The 14,948-nt window shown below is 60.1% G+C and carries 13 protein-coding genes; 10 read left to right on the top strand and 3 right to left on the bottom strand.

Annotated features, from left to right (window positions below; genetic code table 11):
* Positions 1–11 precede the first annotated feature (11 nt).
* The 3 genes from HZY77_RS10335 to HZY77_RS10325 form a co-directional block, all read right to left on the bottom strand.
* A complete protein-coding gene (locus HZY77_RS10335; protein WP_296634631.1) occupies positions 12–1,406 on the bottom strand; it encodes a TIGR03013 family XrtA/PEP-CTERM system glycosyltransferase in 1,395 nt (464 codons plus the stop codon).
* Between the two features lie 73 nt (positions 1,407–1,479).
* Positions 1,480–2,055 carry a hypothetical protein gene (locus HZY77_RS10330; protein ID WP_296634628.1) on the bottom strand — a complete coding sequence of 192 codons (576 nt, stop codon included), beginning with the start codon at positions 2,053–2,055 and terminating at the stop codon, positions 1,480–1,482.
* Positions 2,052–4,430: a penicillin-binding protein 1A gene (locus HZY77_RS10325; protein ID WP_296814329.1), complete on the bottom strand. Its 2,379-nt coding sequence runs from the start codon at positions 4,428–4,430 to the stop codon at positions 2,052–2,054. The genes HZY77_RS10330 and HZY77_RS10325 overlap by 4 nt, the downstream gene beginning before the upstream one ends.
* Positions 4,431–4,780: 350 nt before the next feature.
* On the opposite strand from HZY77_RS10325, the gene HZY77_RS10320 reads away from it, so the two are divergent.
* The 10 genes from HZY77_RS10320 (at position 4,781) to HZY77_RS10280 (ending at position 14,947) form a co-directional block, all read left to right on the top strand.
* Positions 4,781–5,869: a pilus assembly protein PilM gene (locus HZY77_RS10320; RefSeq protein WP_296814326.1), complete on the top strand. Its 1,089-nt coding sequence runs from the start codon at positions 4,781–4,783 to the stop codon at positions 5,867–5,869.
* The gene (locus tag HZY77_RS10315; protein ID WP_296814323.1) at positions 5,866–6,462 is read left to right on the top strand and encodes a PilN domain-containing protein; all 597 of its coding nucleotides are present in this window, start codon (positions 5,866–5,868) and stop codon (positions 6,460–6,462) included. Before HZY77_RS10320 ends, HZY77_RS10315 begins: the two co-directional genes overlap by 4 nt.
* Positions 6,440–7,060, top strand: a complete 621-nt coding sequence (gene pilO / locus HZY77_RS10310) for a type 4a pilus biogenesis protein PilO (RefSeq protein WP_296814320.1) — start codon at positions 6,440–6,442, stop codon at positions 7,058–7,060. The genes HZY77_RS10315 and pilO overlap by 23 nt, the downstream gene beginning before the upstream one ends.
* Positions 7,057–7,554 (top strand): pilus assembly protein PilP, encoded by a 498-nt coding sequence (locus tag HZY77_RS10305; RefSeq protein WP_296634616.1) that lies wholly within the window; start codon positions 7,057–7,059, stop codon positions 7,552–7,554. Before pilO ends, HZY77_RS10305 begins: the two co-directional genes overlap by 4 nt.
* Before the next feature lie 30 nt (positions 7,555–7,584).
* Complete coding sequence (gene pilQ / locus HZY77_RS10300) at positions 7,585–9,783, top strand: type IV pilus secretin family protein (RefSeq protein ID WP_296814317.1); 2,199 nt, start codon at positions 7,585–7,587, stop codon at positions 9,781–9,783.
* Positions 9,784–9,887: 104 nt separating this feature from the next.
* Entirely contained in the window at positions 9,888–10,439 is a 552-nt protein-coding gene (locus HZY77_RS10295) for a shikimate kinase (RefSeq protein WP_296814315.1), read from the top strand.
* The gene (locus tag HZY77_RS10290) at positions 10,440–11,690 is read left to right on the top strand and encodes a hypothetical protein (protein ID WP_296814313.1); all 1,251 of its coding nucleotides are present in this window, start codon (positions 10,440–10,442) and stop codon (positions 11,688–11,690) included. It abuts the gene before it with no gap.
* Complete coding sequence (locus tag HZY77_RS10285; RefSeq protein WP_296814311.1) at positions 11,687–13,999, top strand: VanZ family protein; 2,313 nt, start codon at positions 11,687–11,689, stop codon at positions 13,997–13,999. Before HZY77_RS10290 ends, HZY77_RS10285 begins: the two co-directional genes overlap by 4 nt.
* Positions 13,986–14,312 (top strand): hypothetical protein, encoded by a 327-nt coding sequence (locus tag HZY77_RS17825; RefSeq protein ID WP_363153578.1) that lies wholly within the window; start codon positions 13,986–13,988, stop codon positions 14,310–14,312. The genes HZY77_RS10285 and HZY77_RS17825 overlap by 14 nt, the downstream gene beginning before the upstream one ends.
* Entirely contained in the window at positions 14,249–14,947 is a 699-nt protein-coding gene (locus HZY77_RS10280) for an acetyltransferase (RefSeq protein WP_363153576.1), read from the top strand. The genes HZY77_RS17825 and HZY77_RS10280 overlap by 64 nt, the downstream gene beginning before the upstream one ends.
* Position 14,948: the final 1 nt, after the last annotated feature.

Genomic DNA, 14,948 nt, shown 5'->3' with positions numbered 1-14,948 from the left:
GGCGCGTACGCTTAGCGCACGCCCTTTCCCCACAACACGACTTGCGCGGTCTGGAACAGGATCATGAGATCGAGGAACAGGCTGTGGTTCTTGACGTAGTAGAGATCGTATTGCAGCTTGTGCATGGCGTCTTCGTCGCTCGCACCGTACGGGTAACGCACTTGTGCCCAGCCGGTAATGCCGGGTTTGACGGTGTGGCGCACGCCGTAATAGGGGATTTTCTGGGTCAGGTCCGCCACGAAATAGGGGCGCTCGGGGCGCGGGCCGACAAAACTCATGTCGCCGAAGAAAACGTTGAAGATCTGCGGCAGCTCGTCGATGCGGGTGCGCCGGATAAAACGTCCGGTGAGTGTGACGCGGCTGTCGTTCTGGCCGGCCCAGCGCGGCTTGCCGTCTTTTTCGGCATCGACGCACATGCTGCGGAACTTGAGGATGGTGAAATTGCGGCAACCTTGGCCGACGCGTTCCTGACGATAGAGTACCGGCCCCGGACTTTCCAGTTTGATCAGTAGGGCCGCGAGGGCCATGATCGGCAGGCAGACGACTAGCATGGCGGCGCTTACCAGCAGATCGAACAGCCGTTTGGCCGTGTCGCGCAGCATGCCCTGGTGAAACCCTTCGGACAGGATCATCCAGCTGGCATTCATCGAGTCGAGTTGCAGATGGCCGTTCTCGCGTTCGAAGAAGCTCGACAACTCAAGGATGCGTATGCCGTACAGCTTGCACTTGAGGAGGTCCTGCACCGGCATGCCGCCGCCGCGGCGGTCGCGTACCGCGAGGATGATTTCGCTGATTTGCAGGCGAAGCGCCAACTCGGGAAGCGGCTCCTGGGTGTCGAGAATACGAGCATGATCGACGAAATGATGACTACCGCCCATCGGCAGATAGCCGATGACCTGGACATTGCTGGCGCGGGAACGCTTGGCCAGCATGGCTTCGACATGGGCGGCGCGGCTACCGGTGCCGATCACCAGGGCGCGGGTCTTGAGCGCGCCGACGCGTGCCCAGCGAATGAACAGGGCACGACTGAGCAAAATACCCAGTAATGCCAGTCCGAAAGACAGAAGGAAAGCGCCCCGCCCGACCAGCAAAGCGGGAAAGAAGTAGAACAGCAGGCTCATGGTCACCAGGCCCAGTCCGAAACTCAGGCCCAGGCGCTGCAGCAAGGCACGTACTCCACCCTGCCATTCGAGATCGTATAGTCCGCTTGCGGTCATCAGCCCCAGCATGACGACGGCGAAGGTCAGGGCCTTGGGCAGCAGAGGGTCGAGCTCAGGCGGAATCACGCTGCCATCCAGGAAGCGGGCGCTTACCCCGGCGTAGATCGACCCGCCCAGGATCAGCGTTTCGATCAATACCAGCAGCAATAAATTCAGCGGCACGTAGTGCCGGAAAAATCTGATCACAGCCGTTCACTCATAAGAACCATGGAGGGTGAGTGAGCATCTTCCATGCCAGAGCATGCGGCAATGAGAATGATCAAATGAGCGTCCTGACCTGTGGCAAGCGCAAGCGACGCGGGCTGCCATCGGCTTGCAGGCGTTTCATGTTACGCAGTTCGGAGGCGGGGTAGACGACCAGATCGACCCGGGCCCGTGGATCGTCGATCATGAAGCGCGGATAGATTCGCCCCGGGGTGTCCGAGGCTCTGTATTCACCGGCCTGATAGGCTGCAGGCAGGCGCATCAGCAGAAATTCGACGTCTTTCTGGTGGTCGGTGAACAGTTGCAGGTTGATGTCGGCATGCGGGCCGGCCGTCCCATTGAGTACCGACCCGGTAAGGTGAGGGTCGAAATCCACGAGTTGTTCCATGTATTCGATTGCGGTTTGTCGCAGCAGTGTCAGTTGCGCCCGGGTTTCGTCGGTCTGGTAAATGGCCTGGTAGCTGCGTAGCGCTTCTTCGATCTGCTGGTTGTCCGGCAGATTGCCACTGTCGGGTGCGCCGAGCTGGCGCGCCGCCTTGCGTTTGGCGCTGCCGTAATCGAGGCTGCCGTCCTCGGCCAGTATGCGGGCCGCGGCATGGGCAATGCGGCGGCGCATATCCTGATGTTTCATGGCGGCGTTCCGGTTCCATGCAGGAGGGTCGCGGGATCCGATGGCGTCTCGGTGCCTGTGCTCCATCCGGCCGGCGGCGCGTCGGGCGGCGGAAACTCCTGGTAGAAATGTTCAACCATGCCGCCTGAGGTCGCGCCCAGGATATGTCCCAGGAATTCGCCTATCAGGGTGTCGGGCAGACGCGTGCCGGTGTTCGGGTCGATATTCACGTTGATGATGCCGCTGGGCATGGTCCAGTCATGCTGCGGCATGTTTTTCAGCGTCGGTCCCATGAATCCCATCCAGATCGGGAGCGCAGATTGCGCCCCGGTTTCGTGCCGGCCGAGGGAACGTGGCTGGTCGTACCCCATCCAGGCGATAGCCACCAGGTCAGGCGTGTAACCGGCAAACCAGGTGTCGCGTGCATCGTTGGTTGTGCCGGTTTTGCCGGCGATGTCGCTGCGTCCAAGCTGGCCTGCGCGTGCACCCGTGCCGTAGCGCACCACGTCCTGCATCATGTTCGTCATCAGCCAGGCATTGCGCGGATCGATTACGCGGGGCGCGTTGGAGCCCACCGTTTGCGGCTTGGCTTCCATCAGCAGGCGGCCATCCTTGTCGTAGACCTTGTCGATCAGATAGGGTTTGACGCTGAAACCGCCGTTGGCGAAGACGCCATAAGCCGCAGCCAACTGAAGCGGGGTGACGCTGCCGGCCCCAAGCGCCATGGTGAGGTAAGGCGGATGGCGAGCGGGATCGAAACCAAAGCGGCGGATGTAGTCGCGCGCGTAGTTCGGACCGATGCCTTGCAAGATGCGTATCGACACCAGGTTGAGCGATTTGGTCAGTGCCGTGCGCATGCGTACCGGACCGCTGGTGTCGCCGTCGTAGTTCTGCGGTTCCCAGGCAGTGCCGCCGGCCTCGTCGGCACTGAGCGTCAACGGCATGTTGTCGATCATGGTGGCGGGGGTATAGCCTTTNTCCAGCGCGGCCGAGTAGATGAACGGCTTGAAACTCGATCCCGGCTGTCGCCAGGCCTGCGTCACGCGATTGAATTTGTTGCGATGAAAATCGAAACCGCCGACCAAGGCGGTGATGGCGCCGTCATTCGGATTCAGAGCCACCAGTGCGGCTTCCACTTCGGGAAGCTGCGCGAGCCGCCATTGCTGCGGCTTGCCCGTCGCCTGTACACGCACGACCGCTCCGGGGACGAGCTGCCGGCCTTTNTTNCCTGCCACCCAGTTGGCCACCCATTTGAGCGAGGCGCCCGAAATGTCGACCACCGTGTCGTCGTCCAGTTGGGCACGGATCATTTTGGGNGTGACGCTGACGACCACGGCCGGTTGCATGTCGCTGACCGGCGCGAGATCTTCCAGAGCGCTGGCGATGGCCGCTTCGCGCTCGGTTTTGTCGGCGGGCAGGCTGATTTCCTTCTCCGGGCCGCGATAGCCGTGGCGCTGGTCGTAGTCGGCAATGCCTTGCCAGACCGCGAGATCGGCCGCGGCCTGTTGGGCGCGGCGTAGCGTGGTGACGGCCTTGTAGCCTGAGCTGTAGATGGATTCGCCGTATTTCTCGAACAGAGCCTGGCGCACCATTTCGGCGACGTAGTCAGCCGAAACGTCTGTTTGCTGGCGTGCCTGGCGAATGACCAGTTTCTGTTTGACGGCAGCTTGCCAGGTCGGCTGGTCGATGAATTTGAGTGCGCGCATCCGCCCCAGGACATATTCCTGACGTGCCTTGGCGCGCGGGAAATTGACCACAGGGTTGTAACGAGACGGTGCTTTCGGCAAGCCTGCAAGCATGGCGAATTCCGCCAGCGACAATTCGCGCATCGGCTTGCCGAAGTAAGTGCGCGCGGCAGCTTCGAAGCCGTAGGCGCGTTGGCCGAGATAAATCTGGTTGAGGTACAACTCGAGAATTTTGTCCTTCGACAGGCTGTGTTCGATCTTCATCGCCAGCATGGCTTCGGACAGTTTGCGGGTGAGCGTCTTCTCGTTCGACAGGAAGAAGTTGCGGGCTACCTGCATGGTGATGGTCGAGGCGCCTTCCTTGGCGCCGCCGGATACCAGGTTTGACATCGCAGCACGCAGCACGCCCAGCGTATCGACCCCGCCATGCTCATAGAAGCGCTCGTCTTCAGCGGCGATGATCGCCTGCTTCATATAGGTCGGGACTTTATCGATGGCGATGAAGGCCCGGCGTTCTTCACCGAATTCGCCGATCAGGGCGCCGTCAGCCGTGAAGACGCGCAACGGCAGCTTGGGTTTGTAGTCTGTCAGCGCTTCGAGCGGCGGCAGGTTCGGGTAAATCAGGGCTGCAGCCAATCCGGCCAGTGCCGTGCCGACGACGCCGAGGCTGACAATCAATGCCAGTGCGTAATGCCACCATTTCGAAAACATCCGATTCCTTCTTTGGAGACGCCATACATTTGGAAATCCGCACCCAATATCGAGCTCCGGGTGGGGCGGCGGGTCCGTCTCGATAACCCGCTGTTTCTTATGCACATGGATTCGTCACGTGCCGCGCAGGGTACTTGGGAGCCCCCATGCGCCGGCGTGTTGCTCGAATCTGCCCTGCGATGCCTAAAGTTTCCGCCGATTATAGGCGTTAGTGGTGTTGGAAATTGGACACATATGTTCAACTCCAATGTAGTCGCAAGAAAAAACTGTTAAAAACCGTGTGTTGTTGCTAGCATCTAAAAACAATAATAAGAAAAAGCGCCAACCCACAGAAGTGTAAAGGAAAACTCTTGCACCTGAATATCAATCTAGACTGGCTGTCTGCCAAGGGTCTGCCCATCCTGGGGCTCGACATCAGTACGACTGCGGTCAAACTGGTGGAGTTGTCCGACGCAGGGAAAGGCATGTTGCGGGTGGAACGCTACGTCATCGAGCCCTTGCCCAAGGATGCCGTGACAGACGGCAATATCGCCAATCTCGATCAGGTGGCCGATGCTTTGCGGGCCGCTTGGAAGGATCTGGGGACGCGGATCAAGAATGTGGCCCTGGCATTGCCGTCGTCGGCCGTCATCACCAAAAAGATCCTGGCCCCGGCCAGCCTCAAGGGGATCGACCTGGAGAACCAGGTGGAGGCCGAGGCCAACCAGGTCATTCCCTTCTCGCTCGATGAGGTGAATCTGGATTTCCAGGTGCTCGGCCCGTCGCCCAGCAGCCCGGACGATATGCAGGTCCTGCTTGCCGCGGCACGCAAGGAAAAGGTCGAGGATCGCGTGGCGGCCGTCGAGGCGGCCGGCCTGAAGGCGCTGATCATGGACGTCGAATCGTATGCCACGCAGACCGCCTACGAACAGATTGCCCATCTGCTGCCCAATAGCGGTGCCGGACAGACCGTGGCGATCATCGACGTGGGTGCGCAGAACATGCACATCAATATCCTCAACGACAACGAATCGGTTTACCTGCGCGAACACGGTTTTGGCGGCAACCAGCTCAACAACGAAATCTCGCGACGCTACGGCATGACCAGCGAAGAGGCCGAAAATGCCAAGCGCAAGGGTACGCTGCCCGAGAGCTATGACATGGAGGTGCTGCAGCCCTACAGTGAAACCCTGGCTATGGAAATCGGCCGTGCCCTGCAGCTCTTCACGACCTCGACACAGTATCGCAAGGTCGACCAGATCCTGCTGGCCGGTGGCGGCGCCATGATTCCTGGCATCGATGAAGTGGTCGCGCAGCGCACGGGCACGCCGACGATGGTGGTCAACCCGTTTGCCAACATGGCCGTCGGCTCCAAAATCCGGCCTCAGGCATTGACCGCCGATGCGCCTTCTCTCTTTGTCGCTTGCGGCCTCGCCATGCGGAGGTTTGACCCACAATGATCCGCATTAACCTCCTCCCCCACCGCGAACTTGCGCGTGCCGCCCGGCGACGCCAGTTCAATATCCTGCTTGGCATTGCCGTTGCGACGGGTGTTCTGGTTGTCGTTCTGGGGCATAGCGTGATTGCCGCACGGCAGTCAAACCAGGAAGCGCGCAATGCTTATCTGGAACAGGAAATCGCCAAGCTCGACGGCCAGATCGGCGAAATCAAGAAAATCCGCGAACAGACGCAGGCATTGCTGGCACGCAAGCAGGTCGTCGAAACCTTGCAGTCCAACCGTACCGAAGTCGTCCATTTGTTCGACCAGATGATCCGCCTGCTTCCGGACGGCCTCTATCTCAAGTCCTTCAAACAGGCGGGCGATATCGTCACGATCAGCGGCTATACCCAGTCGAGCGCGCGCGTTTCCACATTGATGCGGAATCTCGACGGTTCGCCCTGGTTCGAATCGGCCACGCTGGTCGAGATCAAGGCCGCCACCGTGAACAATCTGCGCGCCAACGAATTCGTGCTGACCGTCAAGCAGACGCATCAGCAACCGGACAGCGCGAATGACAAGGGGGCAAGGCATGACCCTGGACGAACTCAATAAACTTGATCTGAAGACGCTGGCCGACTGGCCGCTGCCGACCAAGCTCGTTGCGCTGGCATTCCTGTGCGTGGTGATCGTGCTGGCAGGCTGGTGGTTCGACTGGCGCGGCGGAATGGAAACGCTCGATACCGCGAAGCAGAAGGAAACCGAGCTGCGCAGCGTGTTTACCACCAAGAAGAATCAGGCCATCAATCTGGAGGCGTACAAAAAGCAGCTGGCCGACATTGAGCAGGCGTTCGGCGCGTTGTTGAAGCAATTGCCGAACAAGCAGGAAATGGATGCGCTGATCACGGACGTCAACCAGGCAGGTCTGGGGCGCGGCCTGCAGTTCGACCTGTTCCGGCCCCAAGCCGAGACGGTGTCCGAGTTCTATGCCGAAACGCCCATCCAGGTCAAAGTGACCGGCGGCTATCATGACATCGCCGCCTTCGTCAGCGATGTCTCCAAGCTGCCGCGCATCGTGACTTTGCAGGATATTTCCATGCAGCCGGCGAAGGATGGCGTGCTGAATATGGATGCCATCGTTAAAACCTACCGTTACCTGGACGACGATGAGGTCATCGCCCGGAAACAAAAAGCCAAGGAGCAAAAGAAATGAAGCGCTTGGCCATCGTATTGATAGTCACCGGTTTGAGCGGCTGCGGCAGCGGCGACATGGACGATCTGCACCGATTCGTCGCCGAAACCGGCAAGGACATGCAAGGGAAAATCGATCCACTGCCGGAGGTGAAGGCGTACGAGCCGTTTAGTTATGCGGCCTTCGATCTGCCCGATCCCTTCAAGCCGAGAAAACTCTCGACCGGCGGAGGCGGCGGGATGCAGCCCGATCTCACCCGTCCGAAGGAGCCTCTGGAAGCCTTCTCGCTTGAGACGCTGAAAATGGTGGGCGTATTGTCACAGAACGGGGTCAACCAGGCGGTGATCAAGACACCGGACAATGCGATTTACCACATCAAGAAGGGCAATTACATGGGCCAGAATTTCGGCCTGGTCACGCAGATCAGCGATAGCGAAGTGACGCTGCGTGAAATTGTCCAGGATAGCGCTGGGGATTGGTCAGAGCGTACCAGCACCCTGAATTTGCAGGAATGATTTGTAGTACTGAATTTCAAAGAGGCTGACATGAATGCATTGCCGAAAATTGCCCAGAAAATGACCCGCCACCTGTTCGGGCTCATCCTATTCACCGGTTTGGTGCTGCCGTTCGCGGTGCGCGCTGCCGACGCACCGCCCACGGGCAATGCTGTGCAAAGCGTCGAAACCACGACCTTGCCTGGCGGCAAAGTCGTGGTACGCGTCAATCTCAAGAAGGCGCTGGCTGCCACACCGGCCGGCTTTACGGTCGGGAATCCGCCGCGCATCGCACTCGACCTGCCCGACACGGGGAATGCGCTAGGTCGCAACACCGTCGAAGCCAATCTTGGCCCGCTGTCGAGCGTGAATGTGGTGCAAGCCGGGACCCGGACCCGCCTGGTATTCAACCTGAACAAATCGGTTGAGTATGAAGCCAGCGTGGACGGCAAATCCNTTCTGATCGCCCTGGGCGATGTCGGGGCCAGTGCTGCGCCCGTGAATGTCAGCCCGCGTTTTGCCGAAGCGGCGGCCGATGGCGCGCGTCACACGATTCGCGACGTCGATTTCCGGCGCGGCGCGGCGGGCGAGGCGCGTATCGTGACGACCTTGTCCGACGCCCAGGCCGGGATCAACATCCGCCAGCAGTCCAACGGCGTCGTCGTCGACTTCATCGGCACCGAACTGCCCAAGGCCTTGCAACGTCGTCTCGACGTGGCGGATTTCGGTACCCCGGTACAAACCATCGAAACCTATACCCTGGGCGACAATACGCGCATGGTGATCCAGCCCAAGGGCGGCTGGGAATACTCCGCCTACCAGACCGACAACAGCTTCATCGTCGAAGTCAAACAGAGCGATGACGCCCAGAAANAAACGGCCGACGGTAAGGTGAAATACACCGGCGAGAAACTCTCGCTCAACTTCCAGAACGTCGAAGTGCGTTCGGTATTGCAGGTCATCGCTGATTTCACCGGCCTCAACATCGTCGCCAGCGACACCGTGACCGGCAACCTCACCCTGCGGCTGAAAGACGTGCCATGGGATCAGGCGCTCGATCTCATCCTGCAGACCAAGGGCCTCGACAAGCGCCAGAACGGCAACGTGATCTGGATCGCGCCCAAAGACGAGTTGATGACCAAGGAAAAGCTGGAGTTCGAGGCGAAGAATCAGGTGGCCGATCTGGAGCCGCTGACCACCGAGTACATCCAACTTAACTATATGCGGGCGGATGAAGCAAAATCGATGTTGTATGGCTCGACAGGATCGCTCAGTTCGGCGAGCGGCGAGGCGGTGAACTGCTCGGCACAGGCGCAGGGTCTGAAAGGTTCGGCCGCGCTAGCTGCGCAGCAAAGCCAAGGCAACGAAGAGCAGAAAATCCTCACCAAGCGGGGACGTGCAACTTACGAACTGAAGACCAATACGCTGATCATCACCGACACGGCGCGTAAGATTCAGGAGGTCCGCGAACTGCTCGCGCGTCTGGATGTGCCGGCCCGACAAGTCATGATCGAGGCACGGGTTGTGGTGGCGACCGATGGCTGGAGCCGTGATCTAGGTGCGCGTTTAGGTTTGTCTGCAATCAATCGGGTTGGAAATATCGGGGGCGACCCTCACCAGATTGGCGGGACGACGGCTGGAGCTCCTGGTACGGCCAGTGGACAGGCTTTACCAACTGTAACCGGTGCCGCCAATTTGGCTATGTCTTTGCTCAATCTCTCTAACGGCAATCTTTTGAGTTTGGAGTTGCGCGCATTGGAGGCGGATAACCGTGGCAAGGTGATTTCCAATCCCCGCGTTGTTACATCCAACCAGAAGCCGGCAGTGATTCTGAATGGCACGCAGATTCCCTACATTACGCCTGGTACGGCTAATTCACCCGCGACGGTGACATTCAAGGATGCGTTCCTGTGTTTGCTGGTGGACCCGCAAATCCTTAATAACGACTCGATTATTTTGACAGTTGAAGTACAAAAAGATGCGGTACGTGACATTGCCAATATTGGCGACAACCCGGCAATCGATACCAAGCGGATCAAAACGCAAGTGAGGGTGAATAATGGTGAAACTCTGGTATTGGGCGGCATTTTTGACGGTAGTGAAAGCTCAACTGTGAGCAAAGTACCGCTACTGGGAGATGTACCTGTATTCGGAAATCTGTTCAAGACCACTACCAAGGAAAACAGTAAAACCGAATTGATCATCTTCCTGACACCGCGAATTATTGACGATCGCTTGTCGATACGCTGATCACGGCTGATATCCAAAGCGCGGGTGTGTCCCGCGCTTTTTCGCCTTGATTTTTGCGTTCGTTCAGCGCTATCCATTCGGCCGCTCTCAATTAGAATGGCGCCATGAGCAAGCGAGACAATCTATACCTCGTCGGGTTGATGGGGGCGGGCAAGACTACCGTGGGGCGGCTGCTGGCCAAGCATTATGGGTGCGTCTTTTACGACTCGGACCACGAAATCGAGGCGCGAACCGGCGTCAAGATTCCGGTCATATTCGAGATAGAAGGCGAGGCGGGTTTCCGTAAACGCGAAGAGGCTGCGATCGCTGACCTGACAGGCTTGTCTGGCATCGTTCTGGCCACAGGAGGCGGTGCGGTCCTCTCGGCGGCCAATCGCAACAATCTGAAANAAAATGGGGTGGTGATTTATTTGCGCGGCATGCCCGAGCATTTGTATGAGCGTACGCGGCACGACCGCAACCGCCCTTTGCTGCAAACCGAGAATCCGCTCGCCAGGCTGCGGGAACTGTTCAAGCAACGTGACCCGCTGTATCGCGAAGTGGCCGACATCGTGGTGGATACGGGCCGACAGAGCGTGGCAGGCATGACCCGCGTGCTCTACGGCAAGCTGGATCTGCTTAAAAGCGGATTGCCTTTGTCTGACACGGCGGACTGAATGCGGCGGGCCGTCAGCGCAGCATGGCTTTGCTTGCTGGCGGGGACAGCGGCCGCAACGGATTACCGTGCGAATGCACAGGATTACCTCGATTATGTACGCCGCCTGCAATCTGGCGATCGCTTGCTGCTGGAGGCAGGCGATTACCGGCAGGGCTTGCCTTTGCGCAATTTGTCCGGTGAGGCCCGTCAGCCTATTGTCATCGAGGCGGCCTCGCCTAGCGCGCCGCCGCGTTTCCTCGCCCGGCCGGGCGCCAATACGATCAGTCTGGTCGACGTTCGCCATCTGGTATTACGCCACCTGGAACTCGATGGCCGTAATCAGCCGGTGGATGCGGTCAAGGCCGAAGGCCACAGCCGCTATGCCGACTTCATTACGCTGGACCGTCTTTACATTCACGACCATGCCGCATCGCAACAGAATGTGGGCATTTCAACCAAGTGTCCGGCATTCGGCTGGGTGATCTGGGGGAACCGTATCGAGCGGGTCGGCACCGGCATGTACCTTGGCGACGCCGATGGTTCGGATCCTTTCGTCGGCGGCGTGATCGAGGCCAATCGGGTTTCCCATACGCTGGGCTACAACCTGCAGATCAAGCATCAAGCTGGCCGTCCCGCCGGCCATGCCGACCGCTACGATACGGTGATTCGCTACAACGTCTTTTCCAAACAGGATGCGTTACCTGGGCCGCAGGCACGCCCCAACGTCCTGCTTGGGCATTTTCCGCTGGCCGGAGCGGGTAGTGAGGACCGCTATCTGGTCTACGGCAATTTCTTCCAGCACAATCCCAGCGAGGCATTATTGCAGGCGGAGGGGCGTGTGGTGCTCTACGACAATGTCTTCGTCAACGGCGGCGGCGATGCGATCCATATCCAGCCGCACAACGATGTGCCGCGTGACATGGCCATTTTCTCCAACACCGTGCTGGCGTCTGGCACAGGCATCCGGGTGCGCCATGCCGTAGGCACACCCTATCGCCAACGCGTGCTTGCCAATGTGATAGCCGCCTCGACACCTTTGCAGGCAGTTGAGGCAGCGTACAACGTCGCCTTAGCCTATCGACCTGATCTACTGGACGTTGCCGTATCGGACCTGACGCCGGACCTGCTGGGGCAATATCCGCAAAATAATCGCCTGCCACAAAACCTGGTTCGCGAACTGGCTGCCTATCCTGACTGGCAGGCGACGGTGTATCCCGGCGCAAGCGTTTCATCCGCTTTGCAGCACACACTGGATTCATCCTGGCCATGAACGGGCGCGCGCAGTCCTCCACCAACCCGAGAGCGTTGCTGTGGCTGGTCGCACTGGGCTACACCGTATTTGTCATCTACGGCAGCCTGGTGCCGCTCAAATTTCATGCGTTGCCATGGGATGTCGCCGTGGCCCGATTTGGGGCGATCCCGTTTCTCAAGCTCGGGATCGGGTCGCGTGCCGACTGGGTTGCCAATCTGTTGCTGTTCATTCCGCTGACTTATCTGTGGATGGGGGCCATGACAGGCGGGAGCGGCCGCCTGCACAACCTGTTGGCCACACTGGCGTTGATTCCCGCTGCTACCGCATTGAGCATCGGCATTGAATTCACCCAGCTGTTTTTCCCGCAGCGCACGGTGTCGCAGAATGACATCTTTGCCGAAACGCTGGGCGGTTTCATCGGTGTGCTGGCATGGTGGATGACAGACAGGCGGTTCGTCGACTGGTTGCAAGCCTGGCAGCACAACCATGCTCGTGCCGCACTCGCCGAGCGTCTGGCCTGGACATACCTGGCGGGTGTCGTCGTTTACAACGTCCTGCCGCTCGATCTGACCATCAGCCTGGTCGAGATTTTTCATAAATGGCGGGACGGCATGGTGGTGCTGATTCCGTTTGGCGATTTGCCGCATGACCCGGCCACGGCCGTCTATGAAATTGCCACCGATGCGCTGATCTGGACGCCGTTGGCCTTGCTCTGGCGACTGGACGGAACACGCAGTGCGTGGCGCGCATGGGGCATGACGCTGGCCGCCGCGACCGGTTTGGAGTTCGCGCAGCTGTTCGTCTTTTCCCGCGTCAGCGATGTGACCGACATTCTGACGGCTTCGCTTGGCGGCGCGCTGGGCAGTGTCGTCGGCGGGCGTCTGGCCAAACGCGAAGCACACGGCGGCGCGCCGGTGAAGTGGGGGACCTGGCTGCCTNTTGCGCTGGCTGCAGGGTGGATGGGGGTACTGCTGTTCGTGTTCTGGTTTCCCTTCGATTTCCGTACCGACGGCGCGTTCATCAAAGACCGGCTCGACTTCGTACAGCGGGTGCCGTTCGAGGTGTATTACTTCGGCACCGAATACCGGGCCATCACCGAAGTCTTGCGCAAGACGTTGTTCTTTGCGCCGCTGGGCGGGCTGCTGGCATGGGGTGTGACCCGCCAGCCGTGGCGTTGGCGGGCCACGCTGTTTGTGGTAGCCATGCTGGTGCTGGTCGGGATGCCTGCGCTCATCGAATTGGGACAGGTGATGTTGCCGGAAAAGATCGCCGATACCACCGACTGGTTGCTGGCCTGGCTGGGCGGGCTGGCAGGCTATGGCGTGGCACGCCGCATCTTGCGGGCGCCCCGGCATGTCACCATGCCACGGGATTCTCATCGCGCGGAGCCCGAATCCCCGGCCGCACCCCCGGCGACACGGATGCGCTGGCAGATGCCGCTTGTCCTGGGCGGCATGGGCGTACTGTTCTGGGGCGCCGCCCACGCACCCTTCGTACCGTACAACGTACGCGAACTGCTGCGGCAGGATAATGCCTGGCTGTCGGCGTTGCTGCTCGCGGTGGCGTGCTACTGGCTGGCCGTCTGGCCCGTGTGGCTGGCGCGCCGGCCGGTGTCCGGCCTGGCCCGTCTGGCGCAATTGCCCCTGGGTCTGCTGGTGTATGGCGCCATCGCTTTTTTATTGCTGGATGCGGCCGTGCCGGATGAGAGTCTTTTCGATCTGGCCGGCAGTCCGGTGCTGGGCTGGTCCGGGCAGTGGGAGCTCGGATTGCGCTGGGTGGCGTTAGCCGCAATACCCGGTACGTTGATCTATCTGGCTGCGCAAACCGTGCGCCGCTGGCGCGGGCGGCGATTGAGCGCCCTGCATTTCTGGGCGGCGCTTCCGGTCTTGGGCCTGGCCTATTGGGGCGTGGTCATCCAGGCCGATACCGACAATCTGGTCGAGTTGATGGCTACGCCGCAGCCGCTGGCTTTTACGGCCTTGAGTGCCTGGCTCTATATTGTGTTCCTGGCATCTGCCCTGCTCGCTTCGCCTGCAATGGGCGCGCAACGCATTTTGCGGCTGGTCAGCCCACTGGTTTCGTTGCCCCTCGCTGCCTTGTTCTTGCACCTCGGACTGGCCGGCACAATCGACAAGTACGGCCAGCAATTCTCGGCTCTGCAGTTCCTGCTGAGTACCGACCGCCAGCATTACGCTGCGATGCCTGTCATCTGGCTACGTTACAGCGCGTTGCATGTGCTTGTCATTGCAACGCTTGCCTTCATACAATGGCCGCACTTTCGCGCCGCTCAACGGCTTCATGCCCCTACCCGCCATGCCTCTCATTGACGTTTTCAACGGCGACGCCGACGGTCTCTGTGCGCTGCACCAGCTGCGCCTCGCCGATCCCGCCGATTCCGAACTGGTGACCGGACCCAAGCGCGATATCAGCTTGCTGAAACGGGTCCAAGCTCACGCAGGCGATCGCATCACTGTGCTCGACATCGCCCTGTCGAAAACCGTGACGCGCTGGACCGGATTCTCGAAGCAGGGGCAGAAGTACGCTACTTCGATCACCACCAGCCGGGCGACATTCCCGTGCATCCCCATTTCGAGCCGCACATCGATACCGACGCCAACGTCTGCACCAGCCTGTTGGTGAACCGGTACTTGCAGGGCCGGCATCTGGCGTGGGCGGTCACCGCCGCGTTCGGCGACAATCTCGCCGATGCGGCACGGCAGGCTGCCGCCCCGCTGAACCTGTCGGCTGACCAGTTGGCGCAGCTGCAATCGCTGGGCGAATGTCTCAATTACAACGGCTATGGCGAAACGCTCGATGATCTGTTTTACGACCCGGCCGAGTTGTATCGCCAGATGCGTCCGTTTGCCGACCCCTTCGCCTTCATCGCCGAGTCGGCCGCCTATCGAACGCTGAAGGCCGGCTATCAGGAGGACATGACGCGCGCCGTTGCCCTGGACGCGGCGGAAGCGCGTGCTGCCGGGCGCATCTTCATGCTGCCTGCCGAGAAATGGGCGCGGCGGATTTCCGGCGTGTTCGGCAATCAACTGGCAGTCGAGTCTCCCACGCAGGCGCATGCCGTGCTCACAGCCAAGCCGGGTGGCGGCTATGTCGTCAGCGTGCGTGCCCCGCTGGTGGCCAAGTCCGGCGCGGATGAACTATGCAGCCAGTTCGACACTGGCGGCGGGCGCAAAGGAGCGGCCGGCATCAATCATCTGCCTGACGCCGAGGTTGGCCGGTTTATTGCTACATTCTTTGCGGTCTTTTCCCGGAGCTGAA

The organism is Thiobacillus sp. (assembly GCF_013693775.1).
Lineage (GTDB): Bacteria > Pseudomonadota > Gammaproteobacteria > Burkholderiales > Thiobacillaceae > Thiobacillus.
This window is presented reverse-complemented; position numbering and strand designations above follow the sequence as displayed.

What these genes read in the sequence shown, in the direction of transcription:
- HZY77_RS10330 (WP_296634628.1), bottom strand. Translation starts at nt 2,055, where the DNA reads ATGAAACATCAGGATATGCGCCGCCGCATTGCCCATGCCGCGGCCCGC.
- HZY77_RS10315 (WP_296814323.1), top strand. Translation starts at nt 5,866, where the DNA reads ATGATCCGCATTAACCTCCTCCCCCACCGCGAACTTGCGCGTGCCGCC.
- pilO (WP_296814320.1), top strand. Translation starts at nt 6,440, where the DNA reads ATGACCCTGGACGAACTCAATAAACTTGATCTGAAGACGCTGGCCGAC.
- HZY77_RS10305 (WP_296634616.1), top strand. Translation starts at nt 7,057, where the DNA reads ATGAAGCGCTTGGCCATCGTATTGATAGTCACCGGTTTGAGCGGCTGC.
- HZY77_RS10290 (WP_296814313.1), top strand. Translation starts at nt 10,440, where the DNA reads ATGCGGCGGGCCGTCAGCGCAGCATGGCTTTGCTTGCTGGCGGGGACA.
- HZY77_RS17825 (WP_363153578.1), top strand. Translation starts at nt 13,986, where the DNA reads ATGCCTCTCATTGACGTTTTCAACGGCGACGCCGACGGTCTCTGTGCG.